Below are 20,922 nucleotides of genomic sequence, written 5' to 3' on the forward strand. Positions count from 1 at the left end.
ACTCCAAGCCTTACGCGCGCCCCACGACCAGCGTTCCGAGTTAACCGCCAACAAGGCGGCTAACTCGGGGGTCAGATCGAGGCGGGTTTCAAAGGTGTGGAGCAAAGGAATAAGGCACTGTATGGATATACAGTACTCTATGCCTTTCTCGTTAACCCCGTCAACACTTTAAGCGACCCCTTGCCTTTTCGGGATGCCTTTTTTCATGCGCGCGGCCGGCGCCGCAGCCACAGGTACCAGCCGGCCGGCGAGGCGGCTTCGCCCATCGGCTGCAGCGGCACCAGCACGCCGCCGTGGCGCGCCACCACGCGCTGCGCGCACAGCAGTGCCGGCCCGGGCTGCGCCAGCCGCGCGGCGCTCTCGTCATCGGCGGGATCGAGCGCCAGCCACAGCGCCAGGCCGCCGGAGTGGCCACGGCACGTGACCCGCAGCGCAGTCCCCCGCGCTGCGGCACCAATGGCGCTGGTCAGCAGCGATTCCAGCGTTTGCGCCAGCATGGCCTGGTCCCCGCCAAGGCGCGGCAGGCGGCCTGCCGGCCGTTCAAAGCGGATGCCGGCTTCGCTGGCCAGGGGCCAGACGCGGTCCAGCGCTTCATCCAGCAGCGACTCCATGGCGATACGGCGCATGCGATAGGCGTGGCGCGTTTCGCGCAGCAGCCGGTTCAGGTCATCGATCTGGCGCAGCGAACGGCGCGCATGGCCGCCAACCTGCGCCAGCAGCGCGGCGTCGGCCTGGTCCTGCGTGCGGCGCAGCTCCAGCCAGGCCAGCAGCGAGGCATTGGGCGCGCGCAGGTCGTGGCCAAGCACGTGCAGCAGCATGTCGTGCACGGCGGCGGGGTTGCGCACATCAGCGCGGCGCTGCCCAGCCGGCCGGCCGCGCAGGCACCGCGCCAGCCAGCGGCCGCCAAGCCACAGTGCCACGGCCAGCCCCGCCTGGTGCAACCGGGACGCTTTCATGCGGCAGCCCGCTCGGTGCGCTCCGGGCGATCGGTGCGCTCCAGCCGGTAGCCATGCGTGTAGACCGGGGTCAGCCGCAAGCCATGCCCTGCCTGCAGGCCAAGCTTTCTGCGCACGCGCGAGACATGGGTATCGATGGTGCGCGACAGCGGCGAGATCTCGCGGCCCCAGACCGCGGCGGAGATGTGGTCGCGATGACAATGCGCCCCTCATTGCGGAACAGCAGCACCGCCAGGTCGAACTCTTTCGGTGTCAGGCCGACCGGATCGCCGTTGCAGGTGACCTTGCGCAGGGCGCAGTCGAAGGCGTATTCACCCAGCCGCAACGGCGCGAGCGGCGCCAGCTGCGCGGGGTACGCGCGCAGCAGCAGGCAGTCGATGCGCGCGGCCAGCTCGGCCGGGCGCACCGGCTTGACCATGTAGTCGTCAGCGCCCGCCGCCAGGGCATTGACGATGTCGGGCTCGGCCTCGCGGCAGGTCAAGAACATCACCGGTACGCGGCGATCGAGGTGGGTACGCACCCTGGCCAGCACCTCGCGCCCGGACAAGTCCGGCATCTGCCAGTCCAACAGCAGCAGGTCGAAGTCCGCGTCGCGCAGCGCCAGCAGCGGGCGCCGGCTTTCAGCGAAGGTCACGCAGTCATGTCCCGCGCCGGCAATGACCTGCCGCCGCATCCGCGGGCGCGTCCTCAAGCGAGGCAATGCGCGATGCCATTTTCTTTCCCATGTGTTGTCTCCGACGGAACAGGACACCAGCGGGACATTTAAGACCACGTTGCCTTCCGCACGAATAGGAAAGACCTCAATCTCGATTTTCAACAATCTTTTACTTCTCGCCTCAGCGGGCCGCTCCTACCATGGGCTTCGCTGCGTGCCGAGCGGGACCGCAGTGCCATGCTCTGTCCATACATCGGCGCATTCCGATGCGCCCGCGCAGGAGCCACTCTCGTGACCATCGCCGCGCTGCAGGCGGACCCGACCCTCGCTGTCAGCATCGAACAGACCCTGCGCCTGAACGGGCACCAGTGCACGCGCTATCTCAGCGGACGCACCATGATCGGCGCGCTGCGCGGCAGGTCGTTCGATCTGCTGATGCTCGATTGCGATACGCCGGGGATCCCGGCCCTGGAAGTGCTGGCATGGGTGCGCCGCACGCTCGGCAACGAGATGCCGGTGATGCTGACCGGCACCTCCAACGAAGAAGCCTTCGTCGCGGCCTGCTTTGCGCAGGGCGCCGACAGCTACGTGCCCAAGCCGCTGCGCACGGCCGAGCTGGCCGCGCGCGTGCTGGCGCTGTTGCGCCGCGCCAGGCCGGCGCGCGACGAATGCGACCTGGAGCACGGCGTGTTCCGCTTTGCCACCGCGGAGCGGCGCGTGTGGGTCCAGGGCAAGCCGGTGCTGCTGGCCCCCAAGGAATTCGATCTCGCGGTACTGCTGTTCCGCAACCTGGGTTCGCTGGTGCTGCGCCAGACCATGGCCGACCAGGTCTGGCGCTACCACATGGACCCGGCCTCGCGCACTGTGGACAGCCACCTGTCGCGCGTGCGCACCAAGCTGGCGCTGTGGCCGCACAACGGCGTGCGGCTGTCGTCGGTGTATGGGCTGGGCAGCCGCCTGGACGCGGCCTAGTCGGCCTTGATGCCCGCTTCCTTGACGATGCGAGCGTTCTCCGCGGACTCTTCGCGGATGGCCTTGGCAAACTGCGCCGGCGTGCCGCCGGTCGGCACCTCGCCGCCCTTGAGCAGGCGCTCATGGACTTCCGGCTCGGCCAGCGCCTTGTTCAGTTCGGCGTTCAGGCGGCTGATGATGGCCGCGGGCGTCTTGCCCGGCGCGAAGATACCGAAGGTCGAGGTCAGGTTGGCCTTGGGGTAGCCCAGCTCGGCCAGCGTCGGCACCGAGGGCAGGCTCTCCAGGCGCCTGGGCGCACCCACCGCCAGCGCGCGCAGGCGGTTGGCCTGCATATGCTGGGTCAGCACCGGGCTGGCGTTGGTGCTCATCACCTCGAACTGGCCGCCGAGCGCGTCGTTCATCTGCTGGCCCGCGCCCTTGTACGGGATCAGCGTGATGTCGGCCTTCGACTTCTGCTTGATCTGTTCCAGCACCACATGGCCGACCGTGCCCAGGCCCGACGTTGCCCAGCGCACCGAGCCCGGTTTGGCGCTGGCCTGGCCGACCACGTCGGCAAAGCTCTTGCCGCTGAAGCCGGAGGTGGCCACCACCAGCACCGGCGAGTACATCACGCTCATCACCGGCGCCACGTCCTTCTGCGGATCGTAGTTGACGCGGCCGACATGCGGGTTGAGCGTCAGCGGGCTGGTGGCGGCAAAGCCCAGCGTGTAGCCGTCCGGCGCAGCCTTGGCGACCGCGTCGATGCCGATGCTGCCGCCCGCGCCGGCCTTGTTCTCGACCACCACCGAGGTGCCCATCTGCGCCGACAGCCGCTCGCCGAGCGCGCGCGCCACGGTGTCGCTGATGCCGCCGGTCGGGTAGGCGACGATCAGGCGGATCGGGCGGCTGGGATAGGCGTCGGCAGCGGCGGCAGGCAGTGCGGCAGCACCGCTGGTCACGCACAGGGCGGCCAGCAGGGATGAGCGGAAGGGGAAGGCCATGATGGAAATGCGGGAGAGTTCGACAGGAAGGCGCCGGGCGCGGCAGCGGATTGCCGGCCTGGCGCGGAGCAGTCGCTATGTTAGCCGATCGAAACCTGCGCGCTCAGCGCACCAGCGGGCGTTCCGGCACCCACGAGACAAAGAGTTCGTTGGCCCGGTCATACAGCCGCCATACCGTGCCGCAGTCGCGGCAGGCAAAGGAAAGCATGCTGAACGGCACGCCGGCGGCGCTCTGACTCACCAGCGGCACCGTGCCGCGCAGCGCCAGGCAGGACGGCGGCTCGCGCCGGCGCGGGTCGGCGGCGAGCGCCAGGCAGCGCTCGCAGGCAGGCGTGGCGGGCGCGGCAGACGGTGCTGACGCGGATTGGACGGGTGGCGGGGACGGGGGCACGGCAGACTTCATGCCCGCCATGATGCCGCAAAACGCCGCCCGGCAGCAGCCGCTGACGCAATCGGATCAGGCCGGCTGCATGCGCGCCACCGCGGCCGGCGTCGCCGCGCGCTGGCCCAGCCACACGCTGCCCAGCACCAGCAGCGCGCCGGCGGCCTGCATCGCCGTCAATGCCTGGCCCAGCACCAGGAAGCCGAGCACGGTGGCGCTGACCGGGCTCAGCAGCCCCAGCGCCGCCACCGCGGACGACGGCATGCGCCCGACACCGCGGAACCACAGCGCATAGCTGAAGCCGGCCCCGACAATGCTCAGCCACGCATAGCCAAGCCAGTTGGCCAGCGTGAAATGCCCGGGCAGCGGTTCCAGCACCAGTGCGAACGGCAGCAGGAACAGCCCGCCCGCGCACAGCTGCCATGCCGTCAGCACCAGCGGCGAGACCGGCGGGCGCCAGTGCCGCGTCAGCACCGTGCCCACCGCCATCGATACCGCCCCGGCCGCTGCCGCCGCCACGCCGACGGCGTCGAGCCGCGCGGCCGGGCCCAGCACCAGCAGCGCCACGCCCAGCAGCCCGCCCACGCCGGCCATCCAGGCAGCCGGCCGCGGGCGCGCACCCAGCCAGGCCCACGCCAGCACCACCACGATCAGCGGCTGGATCGCGCCGACCGTGGCAGCCACCCCGCCCGGTAGCCGGTACGCGGCGATAAACAGCATGGCCTGGAAGAAGCCGATATTGAGCACGCCCAGCACCGCCGCGCGCCACCACCAGCCGCCGCGCGGCAGTTGCCGGCCAAAGGCGAGCATCGCCAGCCCGGCCGGCAGGGCCCGGATCACGCCTGAGAGCAACGGCTGCCCCGGCGGCAGCCATTGGCTGGTGACCAGGTAGGTGCTGCCCCAGATCGCCGGGGCCAGCCCGGTCAGCAGGATGTCCCTGAGGGTCACGCCGCCGGACGCGGCCAGGGAGGAAGATCCAGTCGCCTTCATGTCGATATTCTTGATGTCAAGATAAATAGACTTTACGAAGCCGATTGGTTGATGTCAAGATACTTCGGTGTTCCTGCCACCCGCGTATTCGCACGCCTGCTCCTCGATGACTACCCGCCGCAAACCCGAAGACACGCCTGACCATGTCGACGGCATTCTCGCCCAATGGGCGCGCGAGCGCCCGGACCTGGATGCCTCGCCGATGGGCGTGATCGGCCGGCTGGGACGGCTCAACCGCCATACCAGCCGCGCCATTGAAGCCGCGCTTGGGGAAACCGGCCTGCAGCCGTGGGAATTCGATGTGCTGGCGACGCTGCGGCGCGCGGGGCCGCCGTATGCGCTGTCGCCGGGCGCGCTGATCGGCTCGTTGATGATCACTTCGGGCACCATGACCAACCGGCTCGACCACCTGGAGCGGGCCGGACTGGTGCGGCGCCAGCCCAATCCGGAAGACCGGCGCGGGCTGCTGGTGGAACTGACCGAGGCCGGACGCGAGCGCGTCGACCGCGCGCTGGAACTGCACGTGGCCAACGAGCACCACCTGCTGGCGGACCTGACCGCGACGGAGCGCGCACAGCTGGCCGCGCTGCTGCGCCGCTGGCTGCGCATGTTCGAGCCGCCACCGGGCGGTGGCGGCGAAGGCAATGACCCGGCCTGAGCGTCAGGCCCGCTGCGGACGCTCGCGCAGATCGGGCAGGAAGACCGTCAGCAGGCCCAGCAGCGGCAGGTAGGCGCAGTACTCGTACACCGCGCGGATGCCGTGCGTATCGGCCATGCCGCCCAGCACCGCGGCGCCGATGCCGCCCATGCCGAAGGCAAAGCCGAAGAACAGGCCCGACACCATGCCCACCTTGCCGGGAATCAGCTCCTGCGCGAACACCAGGATCGCCGAGAACGCCGAGGCCAGGATAAAGCCGATGATGAAGGTCAGCACCGTGGTCCAGAACAGGCCCACGTGCGGCAGCATCAGCGTGAACGGCGCCACGCCCAGGATCGACGCCCAGATCACGCGCTTGCGGCCGATGCGGTCGCCGATCGGGCCGCCCAGGATGGTGCCCGCCGCCACCGCGGCCAGGAACATGAACAGGTGCAGCTGCGCGTCCTGGCGCGCCAGCCCGAAGCGCTCCATCAGGTAGAAGGTGTAGTAAGAGGTCAGGCTGGCCATGTAGAAGTACTTGGAGAACACCAGCACCATCAGCACCACCATGGCCCGCACCACCACGCGCGTGGGCACCGGGCTGGCCGCCGCGCCCGCGGCCTTGCGCTTGCGCGCGCCCTGCGCCAGCTGGCGCGCATACCAGCCGCCGATGCGCCACAGCACCACCATGCCCACCAGCGCCGCCAGCGAGAACCACGCTAGGCTGGCCTGCTGGTGCACGATCAGCGCGGCCAGCAGCGGCCCCATGGCGCTGCCGCCGTTGCCGCCCACCTGGAAGATCGACTGCGCCAGCCCGTGCTGGCCGCCCGAGGCCATGCGCGCCACGCGCGACGACTCGGGGTGGAAGATCGACGACCCCGTGCCGACCAGCGCAGCGGCCACCAGCAGCACGCCGTAGCTCGGCGCCACCGACAGCAGCAGCAGGCCCGCCAGCGTGAACGCCATGGCGATGGCCAGCGAATGCGGCTTGGGATGCTTGTCGGTGTACAGGCCCACCACCGGCTGCAGCAGCGACGCCGTGACCTGGTAGGTCATGGTCAGCAGGCCAATCTGGGTGAAGCTCAGGTTGAAGCCCCCCTTGAGCATCGGATAGATCGCCAGGATCAACGACTGGATCATGTCGTTGAGGAAGTGGGCGAAGCTGATCGCCGACAGCACGCGGAAACCGGTGCGTTCGGCCTGGGGGGATGTCGCGGACGGTGTCGCGCCAGCAGGCGCGGAGTCGATGGTTGTGCTCATTGGCGGCTCTCGACAGACGGAAAGCGGCCAGCGGGGGCGCCGGCCTGGAAGGAACTGAGCACCGATGCTAGCTGGCGCCCTGGCGCCTGTCCTGCGAGAATAGGTCCGCAACCTTGGAGAAAAGGACATGCCGCGCGCCCCTCGCCCCCTTTCTGCTTCCGGCGCGGCCCGCCGCCGCCCCCGCGACCAGCATGCGCCCCCTGCCCCCACGCCCGAGACGCTGGCGCTGGGCGACACCTACGCCGATCCCCCGCCCTACGTCCGCTTCGACCGCAGCCCCCTGCCCGTCACCGCCATGGCCGCCGACTACCTGCCCGGCCACGTGACCAACCCGCACCAGCATCCGCACGCGCAGCTGATCCATGCAGTGCATGGCGTGATGGTGGTGGCCACCGCCGAAGGCCAGTGGATCGTGCCGCCCACGCGCGGCATGTGGATGCCGGGCGGCGCCACGCACTGGATCCGCATGGTCGGCCGGGTGCAGATGCGCACCGCCTATATCCGCCCCGATGCCGCGCCCGACCTGCCGCAGCGCTGCACCGTGCTGGGCATCTCCGCGCTGCTGCGCGAGCTAATCCTGGCTGCGATCGACATCCCCCTGCCCTACGCCCCCGACACGCGCGACGCGCGGCTGATGCGGCTGTTGCTCGATGAAGTGATGCTGGTGCCGTCGCTGCCGCTGCACCTGCCGCGCCCGGCCGACGACAGCCTGCGGCAGATCTGCGATGCCATCACCGGCGCGCCCGATACGGCGCTGACGCTGGCGGACTGGGGTTCACGGCTGGGGGTGGACCCCAAGACCATCCAGCGCCGCTTTGCGCGTGAAACCGGGATGACCTTCGGGCAATGGCGCCAGCAGGCGCGCCTGCTGGCGGCGCTGGAGAAGCTGGCCGCCGGCAGCAAGGTGGTGGATGTGGCGCTGGACCTGGGCTACGACAGCCCGAGCGCGTTTGCGACCATGTTCAGGCGGCAGTTCGGCGTGCCGCCAAGTGCGTTCTTCCGCTGAGCGTAGGCGCCAGGCCGGTCAGCGCGCCAGGTACCGCTCCACCAGCCGCGTCCAGTAGGCCGCGCCGACGGTCAGGTTCTCGTCGTTGAAGTCGTAGCCGGCGTTGTGCAGCAGCGGCTGGTTGGCGCCGTTGCCCAGCCGCACGAAGCAGCCCGGGCGCTGCTGCAGGAAGTAGGCAAAGTCCTCACTGCCGGCGATGCGCGCGGCCTGGTCCACCACCTTGTCGGCGCCGACGAGTTCCTCGGCCACCTGGCGCGCGAACTCGGTCTCGCGCTCGCTGTTGACCAGCACCGGGTAGCCGCGCACGTAGTCGACCTCGGCCACCGCGCCGTAGCCCTCGGCGTGCGAGGTGGCCAGCTGGCGGATGCGGTTCTCCACCGATGCGCGCACCTCGGGGTTGAACGAGCGCACGCTGATCTCCATGCGCGCATTGTCCGGGATCACATTGGGCGCGTGGCCGGCGTGCAGCGTGCCGATCGTCACCACCGCGGTCTCGTTCGGGTCGACATAGCGCGCCACCACCGACTGCAGCGCCATCACCAGGCTGCCGGCCACCAGGATCGGGTCGACCGACTGGTGCGGGCGCGCGGCGTGGCCGCCCTTGCCGCGGATGGTGATGGTGACCGTGTCGCACGCCGCCATGAAGGGGCCCGAGCGGAACAGGAAACTGCCCTGCTCCACCCCCGGATGGTTGTGCAGCCCGAAGATCGCATCGCAGGGAAAGCGCTCGAACAGCCCGTCGGCCAGCATGCGCTCGGCGCCGCCGCCCGCGCCGATTTCCTCGGCCGGCTGGAAGATCAGGTGCACGGTGCCGTCAAAGTTGCGCGTGCGCGCCAGTTGCTTTGCCGCGCCGAGCAGGATCGCGGTATGGCCGTCGTGACCACAGGCGTGCATGCGGCCGGCATTGGCGCTGGCGTATGGCAGTGCGGTGCGTTCGTGGATCGGCAAGGCGTCCATGTCGGCGCGGATGCCCACGCTGTGCCCGCTGTCGCCGCAGCGCAGGGTGCCCACCACCCCGGTGCCGCCCACGCCGCGCGTGACCGTATAGCCCCACGTCTCCAGCAGGCTGGCGACCAGGCCCGCGGTGCGGACCTCGTCGAAGGCCAGTTCGGGATGCTGGTGGATATTGCGCCGGATGACTTCGAGTTCAGCGCGGCTGTCCAGGGTGTCGGCCAGCGCGCAGTACCGGTGCTTGAGTGGCGACGCGGGGGACGCCGTGAGGGTGGTGCCGAGATAGGACTCGATTTCGGGGGCGTGCTCAGACATGGTGTTTTGCTCTCTGGCGAAACCTGTATAACCAGTATTTCACGCAGAAAACGCGAGCGAAACGCTAAGTGTGCGTTTACCTGTAAAACCATGTAATCGGGCCCGTTTCGGCACCGGAACTGTTGCCCTAATCGTACGCTTTGTATGGAAACCCAACGCTTTGTGTGAAAGCGTATCGATGGGGAACCTTTGGGGATGGTGTATTAGCCCGCATGCAGCGCATGCCGGCATGCGTCACCCCGAAGGGTGACGCGCTGCCACGGCCCTGCCCTCAGCGTTCGCCGTAGGGCACCACCTGCTGCGTCTGCTCGCCCAGCCCGTCCACGCCCAGGCGCATGGTGTCGCCAGCCTTCAGGAAGCGCGGCGGCTTGAAGCCCATGCCCACCCCCGGCGGCGTGCCGGTCGCGATCAGGTCGCCCGGCAGCAGCGTCATGAAGCGGCTGACATAGCTGACCACGGTGGCCACGTCGAAGACCATGGTGGCGGTGCTGCCCTTCTGCATGCGCTCGCCATTGACCTCCAGCCACAGGCCCAGCGCCTGCGGGTCCGGCACTTCGTCGCGCGTCACCAGCCAGGGGCCGGCCGGGCAAAAGGTGTCGCAGCCCTTGCCCTTGTCCCAGGTGCCGCCGCGCTCGATCTGGAACTCGCGCTCCGACACGTCATTGACCACGCAGTAGCCGGCCACGTGGTTCAGCGCCGCTTCGCGCGAGACATTGCGCGCGGTGCTGCCGATGACCACGCCCAGCTCGACTTCCCAGTCGGTCTTTTCCGAGCCGAACGGCAGCATCACCGCGTCGTCGGGACCATTCAGCGAGCTGTTGGCCTTCAGGAACACGATCGGCTCGGCCGGCAGCGGCATGCCGGCCTCGGCGGCGTGGTCGGCATAGTTCAGGCCGATCGCCACGATCTTGCCGACGCCGCTCCAGGGCACGCCAAAGCGTGCGCCCTCGATCACCGGGAGCGACGCGGGGTCCACCTGCGCCAGCTGCGCCAGCGCCGCCGGCGCCAGCTGCGCCGCGCCGATATCGGCCACCACGCCGGACAGGTCGCGCACACGGCCTTGCGCATCGATCATGCCCGGGCGCTCGGCGCCGGGCTTGCCTACTCGAACCAGTTTCATCGTCGTCGTTGTCTTCAGGGGTTGTTCAGGCGGATTTCTTGAGCGCGGCGCCGGTTGCGCCGGTTGCGCCGGTTGCGCCGGCTTCGGCCAGGGTCTGCGCCACCACGCTCAGGACTTCCGTGGCGGTGTTCTCGGAGTGCGCGCGCAGCACCTGAGCCAAGCGCGGCCGGCCGGGTTCGCGCAGCGCGGCCATGATGGCCTCGTGTTCCTCATGCGACTCCTGCCAGCGGATGGTATCGGCATTGGCCGCACCGCGCGCGCGGTGCACCTTGCTCATCAGCGTGGCATAGACGCCGGCCAGCACCGGATTGGCCGCGCCGTCGATGATCAGCTGGTGGATTTCCTGGTTGATGCGGAAATAGTCGGTGCGCCGGCCCGCGGCATGCGCATCGATCATGGCCAGGTGGCGCCGCTCCAGCTTGGCCATAACCGCCGGGCCCAGGCGCTGCGCGGCCAGTTCACCCGCCAGCGCCTCCAGCCCGTGCAGGGTCTCGAAGGTGGCGCGCAACTCCTCCAGGTCCAGCGGCGCCACGCGGTAGCCGATGTACTGCCGGTGCAGCACCAGCCCCTCGGACACCAGCACCTTCAGCGCCTCGCGCAGCGGCGTCTTGGAGACATCAAAGGTCTCGCAGAAGGCCCGTTCATCGATCCTCGCGCCGGGCGGCAGTTCGCCCTCTTCGATCATGGTGCGCAGCCGGGCGGCGATTTCGGCCGACATGCCGAGCGTGCGCAGGCGCGTGGTTTGGGAAAGCGTTTGTGTCACAGACGTCACCAGAATGGGGAAATGCACCACGACAAGGCTACCACATACCAAAATTGTGCATGCGCAATATCGCAAAATCAATGACTTACACGCGTTGTAATTACAGATTACGTATCCTATACTCCGACCTGTTGCGCAGAACGCCAACAGAACTGCCTCACCCAAGGACTAAAACAGGAGACGCCGTCATGGAGACGACAAGCCGGGCGACAGTGATCACAGAGGCCAAGACCTCGGTGCGCTGGAAGATTTTTTTGATGATGCTGTTACTCGTCGCGATCAATTACATTGACCGCGCCTCGCTGTCGGTGGCCATGCCACTGATCGCCAAGGAGTTCGACCTCAGTCCCGCCATGCAGGGGCTGATCCTCAGCTCCTTCTTCTGGACTTACGCCTTCATGCAGATCCCGGGCGGCATGCTGGCCGACAAGTACAAGCCGCGCATCGTGATTGCCTGCGCCACCGTGTTCTGGGGCTTCTTCCAGGCGATCGCGGCGGCCTGCACCAACGCCACCTCGCTGCTGATCACCCGGCTCGGGCTGGGCGCCTCCGAAGCGCCGATCTACCCGGCCGGCGGCAAGCTCAACGCCATCTGGATGACGCAGAACGAACGCGGTCGCGGCGCCACGCTGCTTGACGGCGGCGCGCCGCTGGGCGCAGCGCTCGGCTCCCTCATCATTGCCGGGCTGATCAGCGAACTCGGCTCGTGGCGCATGTCGTTCGTGGTGGCCGGCGTCGGCACCGTGCTCGCCGGCTTCGTGGCCTGGTGGTACATCCGCAATTCGCCGCGCGAACACAGCGGCGTCAATGAACTCGAAGCGCGCCACATCGAGGAAGCGCATGCCCGCGAGCACAGCGCCGAGCCCACCAACCTGTCCGGCCGTTCGCTCGACTTCTTCAAGTACCGCTCGGTGTGGTGCATGGCCGTCAGCTGGATGTGCTTCAACACTGTCTTCTACGGCCTGCTCACCTGGATGCCGACCTACCTGAGCAAGGCCCGCGGCTTTGACCTCAAGACGATGGGCGGCGCAAGCTTCATCATCTTCATGAGCGGCTTCGTCGGCGAACTCGTCGGCGGCTGGATCGCCGACAAGTGGAAGGAAGCCGGCGGCCGCCCCAACGTGGTGATGCGCACGCTGTTCGGCATTGCGGCCGTGGTCGCCACCGTGTCGATCTTTTCGGTGGCCTATGTCACCGACGCAGTGGCCGTGGTGGCGCTGCTCTCCTCCACCCTCTTCTTCCTGCGCTGGTGCGGCCTGTTCTGGTCCGTACCGTCGATGCTGGCCACCCGCAACAAGATTGGCTTCCTGGGCGGCCTGATGAACCTGGGCGGCAATATCGCCGGCATCAGCGTGCCGATCATCGTTGGCCTGATCGTGCAGGCCACGGGCTCCTACTTCCTGGCGCTGATGTTCTTCGCGGCAGCCGGCGTGGGTCTGTTGTTCGCTTCGACCGCGATCGACTACGAGACCAAGATCCCGGTCTGATCCGCTGCGGTACCCAAGGACCCACACTCAAACATTGCCTCATGCAAGGCAAACCACACACGCTGCGCCGGCCGCTACCGGCGCAGCGGTGGAGGAGACATGTCATGAACCGCTTCCCACGTATGCTGGCAGCCGCCCTGCTCGTGCTGGGCGCAGCGCAGGCGCACGCCGCGCCGGCAGCGCCATCGGCACCTGCCGGTGATGGATTGCCGACCGCACAACCCGAAGCCGTCGGCGTCGATTCGGCAAAACTCGTCGCACTGTCCGAATGGATCCGCCGCGACAAGCTCGACGTACGCAGCCTGCTCGTCATCAAGGACGGCAAGCTGGTGTTCGAGCGCTATGGCGACGGCCTGTCGCGCGACTACAACCACGAGCTGTATTCCGTCACCAAGTTCATCAGCGCGCTGCTGGTCGGCACACTGGTCGGCGACGGCAAGCTGAGCGCTGAAGACACACCCGCGCAGCGCCTGGCGGCAGCGCGCCCCGACCTCGCCCCGGCACTGGCAGACAAGCAGGCGATCCAGCTGCGCCACCTGATGTCGATGTCCAGCGGCCTGTCGTACAAGCTGGTGGAAGGCACCGACACGCTCTACTACGGCGTGCCGGACCGCCTGCGCGTGGCGGCGACCGCCGCCGTGCGCACCAAGGCCGGCGCCGAGTTCGACTATATCGACGTCAATCCCGTGCTGGTCGGCGCAACCGTCACGCAGGCCGCCGGGCAGCCTGAAGACCAGTATGCGAAAGCGCGCCTGTTCGGCCCGCTCGGCATGAGCCACTACCGCTGGGACGGCGCCGACGGCAAGGGCGCGGTATCGGGCGGCTGGGGCCTGCGGCTGCGCTCCATCGACATGGCCAAGCTCGGCATGCTGATGCTGAACGAAGGCCGCTGGAACGGGCAGCAGATCGTGCCGGCCTCGTGGGTCGCACGCATGACCACGCCTGCGGGTCCGGCGAAGGACTATGGCTTCTACTGCTGGGTCAACAACATCGTGCAAAGCGAGCGCGAGTTCAGCGCGATGGGCTACAAGGGCCAGTTCATCACAGTGCTGCCGAAGCAGAACGCAGTGATCGTGATGAACAGCATCATGTCCACGCAAGGCGGCCTGCGCGATGCGGCGTACCTCGACCTGTACCGGCGCATGGTCAATGACTACGTGCTGCCCGCGCTGCAGGCCGGCAAGTCGGTCAAGCCCGACGCCGCGCGGCAGGCGGCGCTGCGCAAGGAACTGGAACTGGCGCGCAGCAGCCAGGGCGTACCCGGCACCGCCCTCGCCTTCAACGACAAACCCGAACAATAAACAATCGAAGCAGCGCCGCCCCCGGCATATCCAGGCGGACGGCGCCCGCTCACTCCTGAGAACGACTGAAATGACCAAGCAAATCCGCCTCGGCATGCTGACCCCGTCTTCCAACACGGCGCTCGAACCGATCACCAGCGCCATGGTCAGCGGCCTGCCCCACGTCAGCGCGCATTTCTCGCGCTTCACCGTGACCGAGATCTCGCTGCGCGACCAGGCCCTGGGCCAGTTCAACCTGGACAAGATCCTGGCCGCCGCCAGCCTGCTGGCCGATGCGCGCGTCGATGTCATCGCCTGGAACGGCACCTCTTCCGGCTGGCTCGGCTTCGACAAGGATGAAGCGCTGTGCAAGCAGATCACCGAAGCCACCGGCATCCCGGCCACCACGTCGGTGCTGGCGCTCAACGAGATCCTGGAAAAAACCGGCGCGCGCAACTTCGGCCTGGCCACGCCGTACCTGGACGACGTGCAGCAGCGCATCATCGCCAACTACGAGCGCAGCGGCTTCAACTGCGTGGCCGAGAGCCACCTGGACCTGCATGTGAACTACAGCTTCGCCGAGGTCGAGGAAGACACCATCCGCGAGATGGTGCGCGGCCTGGCCCAGCACCAGCCGCAGGCCATCACCACCTTCTGCACCAACCTGCGCGCCGCGCACCTGGCCGAAGAGCTTGAAGCCGAAACCGGCATTCCGCTGTACGACACCATCTCCACCGTGGTGTGGAAGTCGCTGCGCCTGTGCGGCGTGGACACGCGTGAGCTGCGCGGCTGGGGCCGCCTGTTCCGCGAAGTGGAGTAAGCCGATGTCCGCTCACGACAGCCTCGACCTGGTGATCCGGCGCGCGGACGTGGTCACTGCCTCTGACCGCTTCCGCTGCGATATCGGCGTGCGCAACGGGCAGATCGTCGCGCTCGGCCACGCACTGCCGCAAGCCGCGCGCGAGATCGATGCAGATGGCCTGCTGGCGTTGCCCGGCGGCGTCGATGGCCATTGCCACCTCGACCAGCCCATGCCCGACGGCCTGCGCATGGCCGACGACTTCTTCACCGGCACGCGCGCCGCGGTGTGCGGCGGCACCACCACCGTGATCCCGTTTGCCGCGCAGGAGAAGGGTGCATCGCTCAAGGCTGCCGTGGCGGACTACCATCGCCGCGCCGAAGGCCGCGCGGTGATCGACTACGCCTTCCACCTGATCGTGGCCGACCCCACGCCGGCGGTGCTGGCCGATGAACTGCCGACGCTGATCCGCAAGGGCTACAGCTCGTTCAAGGTCTACATGACCTATGACGACCTGAAGCTGTCCGACCGCGAAATGCTGTCGGTGCTGGACGTCGCCAAACAGAACAACGCGCTGGTGATGGTGCATGCCGAGAACGCCGACTGCATCTCGTGGCTGACCGACAAGCTGGTCGGGGAAGGGCGCATCGCACCGCGCTTCCACGGCCTGGCACGGCCCGCCGCGGTGGAGCGCGAAGCCACGCACCGCGCCATCACCTTTGCCGAACTGGTCGACGTGCCGATCCTGATCGTGCATGTCTCGGGCAAGGAAGCGATCGAGCAGATCCGCTGGGCACAAGGCAGGGGGCTGCAGATCCTGGCCGAGACCTGCCCGCAGTACCTGTACCTGACCGCCGACGACATGGCCCTGCCCGGCGACGACGGCTACGAAGGCGCCAAGTGCGTGTGCAGCCCGCCGCCGCGCGACCCGGAGAACCAGGCCGCGGTCTGGCGCGCACTGACCAATGGCGTGTTCAGCGTGTTCTCGTCAGACCATGCACCGTTCCGCTATGACGACCCGCAAGGCAAGCAGCCGGGCGGCGAACGGCCTTCGTTCGAGCATATCCCCAACGGCGTGCCGGGTATCGAGACGCGCCTGCCGCTGCTGTTCGACGGCGTGGCGCGCGGCAAGCTGTCGCTGCACCAGTTTGTCGAGCTGACCTCGTGGCGGCCGGCGCGGCTGTATGGCCTGTATCCGCGCAAGGGCACCATCGCCATCGGCGCGGATGCGGACATCGTGCTGTGGGACCCGAACAAGCGCGTGCAGATCCGCAACAGCGCGCTGCACCATGCGGTGGACTACACGCCGTACGAAGGCATCGAAGTGACCGGCTGGCCGGTGCACTGCTTCTCGCGCGGCGAGATGCTCGTGCGCGATGGCCAGTACCAGGAACCCCAGGCCGGCCGCGGGCAGTTCCTGCCGGCGGGCGCGCCGATGCTGGGCTGATCGCCACGCCCGCAGCCAACCCATATCGACCATGAAACTCCTGATCGTCAATCCCAATATCAGCGAATCCGTCACGGCGCTGATCGAGGCGGAAGCGCGGCGCACCGCCGCCGCCACCACCACGCTGCAGATGGCCACCGCGGCCTTCGGCGTGGCCTATATCGAAACCCGCTTCGAGGCGCTGGTCGGCGGCTATGCCACCGCCTGCGCCGCCGCGGAACACGCCGGCCAGTTCGACGGCCTGGTGGTCGCCGCGTTCGGCGACCCCGGCCTGGCCGGGCTGAAAGAGCTGTTCGACGTCCCCGTCGTCGGCATGACCGAAGCCGCGCTGGCCAGCGCCTGCCTGCTGGGGCAGCGCTTCTCCATCATCGCGATCTCGCACCGCATCCAGGCGTGGTACCGCGAATGCGTGGCGGCCAACGGCCTGTCGTCGCGGCTGGCCAGCGTGCGCTCGCTGCAGGAACCCCTGCGCGATATCGGCAGCGTGCAGGAAGACCATGCCGCGCGGCTGGAACAACTTGCCCTGCAAGCCATCGAGCAGGACGGCGCCGACGTGATCATCGTCGCCGGCGCGCCGCTGGCGGGACTGGCGCGCTCGCTGCAAGGGCGCATCCCGGTGCCGGTAGTGGATGGCGTGTCGAGCGCGGTGCGGCATTGCGAATCGCTGGTGGCCCTGCGCGCCGGCAGCGCCACGCAGGGCAGCTTCGCGCGGCCGCCGCGCAAGCCCAATGCCGGCCTGCCGCCGGCGCTGGCAAAGCTGCTCGACTGAGCGCAACCGAGCGCAAACTGAGCCCTGTGCAAATCTGCAATGCGCGTCCGCAAGGACGCGCATTGCTGCATAAGGGGGGCGATCCTAGACTGCCTGCACGGCCGCCGCATGACGTGGCGGCCAGGCAACCACCACAGGATCGCAATGAAGCTCTACTACACTCCGGGCGTCTGCTCGATGGCCGTCCATATCGCCCTGCGCGAAGCCGGCCTGCCGGTCACGCTGGCCAAGGTCGACCTGCTCCACCACAAGCTGGCCGTGCCTGAAGACGGCACCGACGACTACTACACCATCAACCCGCGCGGCTACGTGCCGCTGCTGCAGCTCGACGACGGCTCGCGCCATACCGAGGCGGCATCGCTGCTGCAGTACATCGCCGACCTGGTGCCCGAACGCGCGCTGCTGCCCGCCGGCACGCGCGAGCGGCTGGAAGCCACCGGCTGGATCACGCTGGTCTCAACGGAACTGCACAAGGTCTTCAGCCCGTGGCTGTGGCACAAGGAAACCGCGCAGAGCACGGTAGAGGCCTGCAAGGCCAAGCTGCAACTGCGCTTTGCTGAGCTCGACAAGCACCTGCAGGGCCGCCAGTACCTGACCGGCGACACCTTTACCGTGGCCGACGCCTACTGCTTCACCATCCTCGGCTGGGCCCGCATGCTGATGATGCCGCTGACGGCATACCCCACGCTACAGGACTACCTGTCGCGCATCGCCGCGCGGCCGGCGGTGCAGGAAGCCATGCGCGCCGAAGGGCTCGTGCGCGACTGATCAGCGCATGGCGGGTGCGGGCACGCGATAGTGGTCCTGCGTCAGCAGGTCCAGCCCGCACGCCAGCGCGTCGATCCAGTCAATAAAGCGCGCCACCATGTGCTTGCCGCGAAACGACGGCCCGTGCTGCGGCACGATCCATTCGATATCCATCGACCGCGCCATGGCTGCCCACAGCCGGCACGCGCGGCTGCCGCTCATGTAGCGCTGGTGGAACGGCAGCATCAGGCGAGTATGCGCATCGAAATCCGTCACCGTGGTGCCGGCCGCTTTGGCGCCTGTCATGGCCGCGCCGAGATCGCCCGAGAACAGGATCTTGCTGACAGGATCGTAGAACTGGAAATTGCCTTCGGAATGCAGGAAGTGCGCTGGCACCGCGACCAGGGAGCTGTGCCCGAGCGGGATATGCATGCCCGCATCGGGAATCGTCACGATGCGCCCGGCCGTCTTACCGGCCTGGCAGAAATGCGGCAGGAAGCGCGCCCACACGCTGGAAATCAAGATGCGGCAGTCAGAGCCCGTCAGCCAGCGTCCGACCGACGCGACGATGTCCGGATCGGCATGCGAAGCCAGCACGTAGTCGAGTTGCTTGGGCGGAAAGTAGCGGCTGATGGTGAGATACAGCTCGCTGTAGGTCATCTGCCCGCCGGGATCGATCAGCGCGCCATGCCCGTGGTCGACGACCAGGAACTGGTTGGTCTGCACCGCTTCGCCATGCGCTTCCTCGACCAGGTCGGTGAACATCAGGCAGGTGTGCCCGTCCGCGTCGTACAACGTGATTCCCATTGCCTCGCTCCGCTCGTCGCAAGCGGCGACGTTACTCAGCGAATCCCGTTGCAAACTTGATGCAAATCAATGGGGGAGCGAACACGCGCCCCCCAGCGGCCGGACTGTCATCAGGCGTGTACACCCCGGCCGGGCGTCGCGCGCGTCAGCGCGGGCTGGCCAGCAGTTCTTCGATCTTGGCGACGAACTGCTTGTCGTCAGGCGTGGTCTTGCTGTTGTAGCTGCCCACCACCTGGCCGTTGCGGCCGATCAGGTATTTGTAGAAGTTCCACTTGGGCGCGGTGCCGGTTTCCTTCGCCAGCAGCGCGTACATCGGGTTGGCCTCGCTGCCGCGCACGTGCGACTTGCCCAGCATCGGGAACTTGACGCCGTAGGTGTTGTAGCAGAAGTCCGCGATCTGCTTCTCCGAGCCGGGCTCCTGCGAGAAATCGTTCGACGGGAAGCCCAGCACGACCAGGCCACGGTCACGGTACTTGCTGTAGAGCGCCTCCAGCCCTTCGTACTGGGGCGTGAAGCCGCAGTAGCTGGCGGTGTTGACCACCAGCACGACTTTGCCCGCGTACTGGCAGAGGTTTTGCGGGGCTTCATCCTGCAGGCGCGGGAACTTGAAGTTGAGCGACGCCGGGCAGGCGCCTGCTGCCTGCGGTGCAGGCGCGGTGGCCGGCTTGTCGGCGGCGCGGGCAGGGTGCGGCAATAGTGCGGCCCCGGCTGCGGCCAGCGCCAGCGCGCCGGCGAGGGCGGCCGGGCGCAGTTGTTGGAGTGTGGCGGACGAGGGGAAACGACGAGTCATGGCGATGGGGCTCCGGAAGGCGGCTCGCTGTATCGGGTACGCCATAGTCTACGCCGGTAGCGGCTTTCCGGCAGGCCGGCTCAATCCATCGCCAGCGTGGCAGCGTGTTCGGTGACGCTGCCGCGCAGCTCCAGGTCCGGCATGCGGCGCACGATCAGCAGCGCCAGCACCGCCGCCGCCGCGCCCGCGGCAAAAATCAGGTGGAAGCCCGACTCCACGCCGCCCGCCAGCACCGCGCGCACGGACGGCGACAGTTGCGCAAAGGCCTCGCTGCCGTGGCGCAGCGCGCCCAGGTCCAGCGCCTGCGTGACCCCCGAGGCCGCCAGCGCATGGCGGAATTCCAGCGTCAGCAGCGTGCCGGCGAGCGCCCCGCCCAGCGCGCTGCCGAGCGAGCGCAGCACCAGCAGCGCGCCCGTGCCGGCGCCGGTGTCGCGGCGCTCCAGCGCGTTCTGCACGCTCATCAGCGTGGCCACCATGGTCATGCCCAGGCCCACGCCGGCCAGCGTCATCGCCGCCAGCACCACGGCCAGCGGCACCGCCGGTGTCACCAGCGCCAGTGCGATCAGCCCCAGCGCGCCGGCGATATAGCCGGCGGTCAGGATGCCGCGCATGCGGCCCACGCGCGGCGCCAGCCACGCGACGATAAAGTTGCCCGCCACGGTGGCCAGCAGGAACGGCATCACCAGCAGGCCGGAGGTCGATGCATCGGCGCCGCGCACCAGCTGGAAGTGCAGGGGCAGGGCGAAGATGCACAGGAAGATATCGAGCGCGGCCAGCGCCGAGGCGGCCACGCCCATAACATAGGCACGGTTGGCAAACAGGCGCGGCGGCAGCATCGGGTCCGCGGCGCGGCGCTCCTGCCAGGTCAGCAGGACCACGGCGGCCACGGCGACCAGGAGCAGGGCGCCCAGCTCCGGCGAGAGCCAGTCGTAGACGTCGCCGCCCCAGCTCATCGCCAGCAGGAAGGCGACGATGGCCACCGCCAGCAGCAGCGCCCCCATCCAGTCCACGCGCGCCCGCCCACCACGCGGCGGCAGCATGGCCAGCCCGCGGTAGCACATGAACATCGCCAGCAGGCCCAGCGGCACGTTGACCCAGAACAGCCAGCGCCACGACATATGATCAGAGACCCAGCCGCCCACCAGCGGCCCGGCGATCGACGCCACCGCCCACACCGTGGCCAGGTAGCCCTGGTAGCGCCCGCGCTGGCGCGGCGCCACCACATCGGCAATGGCTGCCTGCGCCAGCGACATCAGCCCGCCGCCGCCCACGCCCTGCAGCGCGCGGAACAGGATCAGCTGGCCCAGCGTCTGCGCCAGCGCGCATGCCACCGAGGCGCCGATAAACAGCGTGATCGCCACCATCAGCAGGCGCCGCCGGCCAAAACTGTCCGACAGCTTGCCGTACAGCGGCGTTGTCACCGTCGACACGATCAGGTACGCCGTCACGATCCACGACAGGTGGCTGAAGCCGTTCAGGTCATTGGCGATGGCCGGCACCGCCGGGATCACCACGGTCTGGTCGAGCGCGGCCAGCAGGATGCACAGCACGATGCCGCCGATCACCCGCATCACGGCGCGATGGTCGTGGGTGGGCAGGGCCGGCGTGGTGTCCCGGGCGGATGCGGCGGAAGAGGGTGAAGACATGGGCAAGCACGAAACCGCAGCGATGTGCGGTGAAAGCAACGTCAAATGCAGGGAATATCGGCCGGGAACCGCGTGAGAGGGGGCGTGACGCCGTCGCGGGGGCCTAATTCAGCGAACGCATAATTATATGCGGCCAGCGCATATCGCGCTTGCGATGCTCGCA

The 20,922-nt window shown here is 68.3% G+C and carries 20 protein-coding genes and 1 pseudogene; 9 read left to right on the plus strand and 12 right to left on the minus strand.

The features are described 5' to 3' along the window. Positions 1 to 203 precede the first annotated feature (203 nt). The gene (locus AC07UK_RS17525) at positions 204 to 956 is read right to left on the minus strand and encodes a sensor histidine kinase (RefSeq protein WP_494687931.1); all 753 of its coding nucleotides are present in this window, start codon (positions 954 to 956) and stop codon (positions 204 to 206) included. Then, a pseudogene (locus tag AC07UK_RS17530) lies at positions 953 to 1,681 on the minus strand (response regulator transcription factor). The gene AC07UK_RS17525 and the pseudogene AC07UK_RS17530 overlap by 4 nt, the downstream one beginning before the upstream one ends. A 221-nt stretch (positions 1,682 to 1,902) precedes the next feature. On the opposite strand from AC07UK_RS17530, the gene AC07UK_RS17535 reads away from it, so the two are divergent. Then, a complete protein-coding gene (locus tag AC07UK_RS17535) occupies positions 1,903 to 2,583 on the plus strand; it encodes a response regulator transcription factor (protein ID WP_494687932.1) in 681 nt (226 codons plus the stop codon). On the opposite strand, the gene AC07UK_RS17540 is transcribed toward AC07UK_RS17535, so the two are convergent. The 3 genes from AC07UK_RS17540 to AC07UK_RS17550 all read right to left on the minus strand — a co-directional run bounded on the left by AC07UK_RS17540 (position 2,580) and on the right by AC07UK_RS17550 (position 4,935). Beyond that, complete coding sequence (locus AC07UK_RS17540) at positions 2,580 to 3,563, minus strand: Bug family tripartite tricarboxylate transporter substrate binding protein (protein ID WP_494687933.1); 984 nt, start codon at positions 3,561 to 3,563, stop codon at positions 2,580 to 2,582. The genes AC07UK_RS17535 and AC07UK_RS17540 overlap by 4 nt on opposite strands. 103 nt (positions 3,564 to 3,666) lie before the next feature. After that, positions 3,667 to 3,975 (minus strand): hypothetical protein, encoded by a 309-nt coding sequence (locus AC07UK_RS17545; protein WP_494687934.1) that lies wholly within the window; start codon positions 3,973 to 3,975, stop codon positions 3,667 to 3,669. Between the two features lie 45 nt (positions 3,976 to 4,020). Further along, entirely contained in the window at positions 4,021 to 4,935 is a 915-nt protein-coding gene (locus tag AC07UK_RS17550) for an EamA family transporter (protein WP_494687935.1), read from the minus strand. 106 nt (positions 4,936 to 5,041) lie between these two features. On the opposite strand from AC07UK_RS17550, the gene AC07UK_RS17555 reads away from it, so the two are divergent. Next, on the plus strand, positions 5,042 to 5,593 hold the full coding sequence (locus AC07UK_RS17555) for a MarR family winged helix-turn-helix transcriptional regulator (RefSeq protein WP_494687936.1): 552 nt from the start codon (positions 5,042 to 5,044) through the stop codon (positions 5,591 to 5,593). 3 nt (positions 5,594 to 5,596) lie between these two features. On the opposite strand, the gene AC07UK_RS17560 is transcribed toward AC07UK_RS17555, so the two are convergent. Beyond that, positions 5,597 to 6,832, minus strand: coding sequence for an MFS transporter (locus tag AC07UK_RS17560; protein WP_494687937.1), 1,236 nt, complete (start codon positions 6,830 to 6,832; stop codon positions 5,597 to 5,599). Between the two features lie 127 nt (positions 6,833 to 6,959). Between AC07UK_RS17560 and AC07UK_RS17565 the strand changes: the two genes are divergently transcribed. Further along, complete coding sequence (locus tag AC07UK_RS17565; RefSeq protein WP_494687938.1) at positions 6,960 to 7,838, plus strand: AraC family transcriptional regulator; 879 nt, start codon at positions 6,960 to 6,962, stop codon at positions 7,836 to 7,838. An 18-nt stretch (positions 7,839 to 7,856) separates the two neighbouring features. On the opposite strand, the gene AC07UK_RS17570 is transcribed toward AC07UK_RS17565, so the two are convergent. From AC07UK_RS17570 to AC07UK_RS17580, 3 genes are all read right to left on the minus strand, one after another. Next, positions 7,857 to 9,104 (minus strand): M20 aminoacylase family protein, encoded by a 1,248-nt coding sequence (locus tag AC07UK_RS17570; protein ID WP_494687939.1) that lies wholly within the window; start codon positions 9,102 to 9,104, stop codon positions 7,857 to 7,859. A 271-nt stretch (positions 9,105 to 9,375) separates the two neighbouring features. Beyond that, entirely contained in the window at positions 9,376 to 10,224 is an 849-nt protein-coding gene (locus tag AC07UK_RS17575) for a fumarylacetoacetate hydrolase family protein (RefSeq protein WP_494687940.1), read from the minus strand. 25 nt (positions 10,225 to 10,249) lie between these two features. Continuing rightward, a complete protein-coding gene (locus AC07UK_RS17580; RefSeq protein WP_494687941.1) occupies positions 10,250 to 11,134 on the minus strand; it encodes a GntR family transcriptional regulator in 885 nt (294 codons plus the stop codon). 41 nt (positions 11,135 to 11,175) lie between these two features. Here AC07UK_RS17580 and AC07UK_RS17585 point away from each other — a divergent pair, with 41 nt between their 5' ends. From AC07UK_RS17585 to gstA, 6 genes are all read left to right on the plus strand, one after another. After that, positions 11,176 to 12,474, plus strand: a complete 1,299-nt coding sequence (locus tag AC07UK_RS17585) for an MFS transporter (RefSeq protein ID WP_436220536.1) — start codon at positions 11,176 to 11,178, stop codon at positions 12,472 to 12,474. A 104-nt stretch (positions 12,475 to 12,578) separates the two neighbouring features. Next, positions 12,579 to 13,775, plus strand: a complete 1,197-nt coding sequence (locus AC07UK_RS17590) for a serine hydrolase domain-containing protein (RefSeq protein ID WP_013955166.1) — start codon at positions 12,579 to 12,581, stop codon at positions 13,773 to 13,775. Positions 13,776 to 13,845: 70 nt separating this feature from the next. Further along, complete coding sequence (locus AC07UK_RS17595; protein ID WP_494687942.1) at positions 13,846 to 14,574, plus strand: maleate cis-trans isomerase family protein; 729 nt, start codon at positions 13,846 to 13,848, stop codon at positions 14,572 to 14,574. 4 nt (positions 14,575 to 14,578) lie between these two features. Beyond that, entirely contained in the window at positions 14,579 to 16,000 is a 1,422-nt protein-coding gene (gene hydA, locus AC07UK_RS17600) for a dihydropyrimidinase (RefSeq protein ID WP_494687943.1), read from the plus strand. Positions 16,001 to 16,031: 31 nt separating this feature from the next. After that, complete coding sequence (locus AC07UK_RS17605; RefSeq protein ID WP_013955163.1) at positions 16,032 to 16,769, plus strand: aspartate/glutamate racemase family protein; 738 nt, start codon at positions 16,032 to 16,034, stop codon at positions 16,767 to 16,769. 144 nt (positions 16,770 to 16,913) lie between these two features. Next, positions 16,914 to 17,537, plus strand: a complete 624-nt coding sequence (gene gstA, locus AC07UK_RS17610) for a glutathione transferase GstA (RefSeq protein WP_494687944.1) — start codon at positions 16,914 to 16,916, stop codon at positions 17,535 to 17,537. Here the strand turns inward: gstA and AC07UK_RS17615 are convergent, their stop codons facing one another. The 3 genes from AC07UK_RS17615 to AC07UK_RS17625 all read right to left on the minus strand — a co-directional run bounded on the left by AC07UK_RS17615 (position 17,538) and on the right by AC07UK_RS17625 (position 20,759). Then, positions 17,538 to 18,323: an oxygen-binding di-iron domain-containing protein gene (locus AC07UK_RS17615; RefSeq protein ID WP_035826958.1), complete on the minus strand. Its 786-nt coding sequence runs from the start codon at positions 18,321 to 18,323 to the stop codon at positions 17,538 to 17,540. Positions 18,324 to 18,468: 145 nt separating this feature from the next. Next, positions 18,469 to 19,113, minus strand: coding sequence for a glutathione peroxidase (locus AC07UK_RS17620; protein WP_456807539.1), 645 nt, complete (start codon positions 19,111 to 19,113; stop codon positions 18,469 to 18,471). Between the two features lie 80 nt (positions 19,114 to 19,193). Continuing rightward, positions 19,194 to 20,759, minus strand: coding sequence for an MDR family MFS transporter (locus AC07UK_RS17625; protein ID WP_494687945.1), 1,566 nt, complete (start codon positions 20,757 to 20,759; stop codon positions 19,194 to 19,196). Positions 20,760 to 20,922: the final 163 nt, after the last annotated feature.

Source organism: Cupriavidus sp. GW821-FHT07C08 (assembly GCF_059419025.1).

Excerpts from the sequence above, each read along its gene's own strand:
- AC07UK_RS17595 (WP_494687942.1), top strand. The coding sequence starts at position 13,846 with ATGACCAAGCAAATCCGCCTCGGCATGCTGACCCCGTCTTCCAACACG.
- AC07UK_RS17590 (WP_013955166.1), top strand. The coding sequence starts at position 12,579 with ATGAACCGCTTCCCACGTATGCTGGCAGCCGCCCTGCTCGTGCTGGGC.
- AC07UK_RS17525 (WP_494687931.1), bottom strand. The coding sequence starts at position 956 with ATGAAAGCGTCCCGGTTGCACCAGGCGGGGCTGGCCGTGGCACTGTGG.
- AC07UK_RS17550 (WP_494687935.1), bottom strand. The coding sequence starts at position 4,935 with ATGAAGGCGACTGGATCTTCCTCCCTGGCCGCGTCCGGCGGCGTGACC.
- AC07UK_RS17625 (WP_494687945.1), bottom strand. The coding sequence starts at position 20,759 with ATGTCTTCACCCTCTTCCGCCGCATCCGCCCGGGACACCACGCCGGCC.
- hydA (WP_494687943.1), top strand. The coding sequence starts at position 14,579 with ATGTCCGCTCACGACAGCCTCGACCTGGTGATCCGGCGCGCGGACGTG.
- AC07UK_RS17540 (WP_494687933.1), bottom strand. The coding sequence starts at position 3,563 with ATGGCCTTCCCCTTCCGCTCATCCCTGCTGGCCGCCCTGTGCGTGACC.
- AC07UK_RS17560 (WP_494687937.1), bottom strand. The coding sequence starts at position 6,832 with ATGAGCACAACCATCGACTCCGCGCCTGCTGGCGCGACACCGTCCGCG.
- AC07UK_RS17555 (WP_494687936.1), top strand. The coding sequence starts at position 5,042 with ATGACTACCCGCCGCAAACCCGAAGACACGCCTGACCATGTCGACGGC.
- AC07UK_RS17575 (WP_494687940.1), bottom strand. The coding sequence starts at position 10,224 with ATGAAACTGGTTCGAGTAGGCAAGCCCGGCGCCGAGCGCCCGGGCATG.
- AC07UK_RS17585 (WP_436220536.1), top strand. The coding sequence starts at position 11,176 with ATGGAGACGACAAGCCGGGCGACAGTGATCACAGAGGCCAAGACCTCG.
- AC07UK_RS17615 (WP_035826958.1), bottom strand. The coding sequence starts at position 18,323 with ATGGGAATCACGTTGTACGACGCGGACGGGCACACCTGCCTGATGTTC.
- AC07UK_RS17570 (WP_494687939.1), bottom strand. The coding sequence starts at position 9,104 with ATGTCTGAGCACGCCCCCGAAATCGAGTCCTATCTCGGCACCACCCTC.
- AC07UK_RS17605 (WP_013955163.1), top strand. The coding sequence starts at position 16,032 with ATGAAACTCCTGATCGTCAATCCCAATATCAGCGAATCCGTCACGGCG.
- AC07UK_RS17565 (WP_494687938.1), top strand. The coding sequence starts at position 6,960 with ATGCCGCGCGCCCCTCGCCCCCTTTCTGCTTCCGGCGCGGCCCGCCGC.
- AC07UK_RS17620 (WP_456807539.1), bottom strand. The coding sequence starts at position 19,113 with ATGACTCGTCGTTTCCCCTCGTCCGCCACACTCCAACAACTGCGCCCG.
- gstA (WP_494687944.1), top strand. The coding sequence starts at position 16,914 with ATGAAGCTCTACTACACTCCGGGCGTCTGCTCGATGGCCGTCCATATC.
- AC07UK_RS17545 (WP_494687934.1), bottom strand. The coding sequence starts at position 3,975 with ATGGCGGGCATGAAGTCTGCCGTGCCCCCGTCCCCGCCACCCGTCCAA.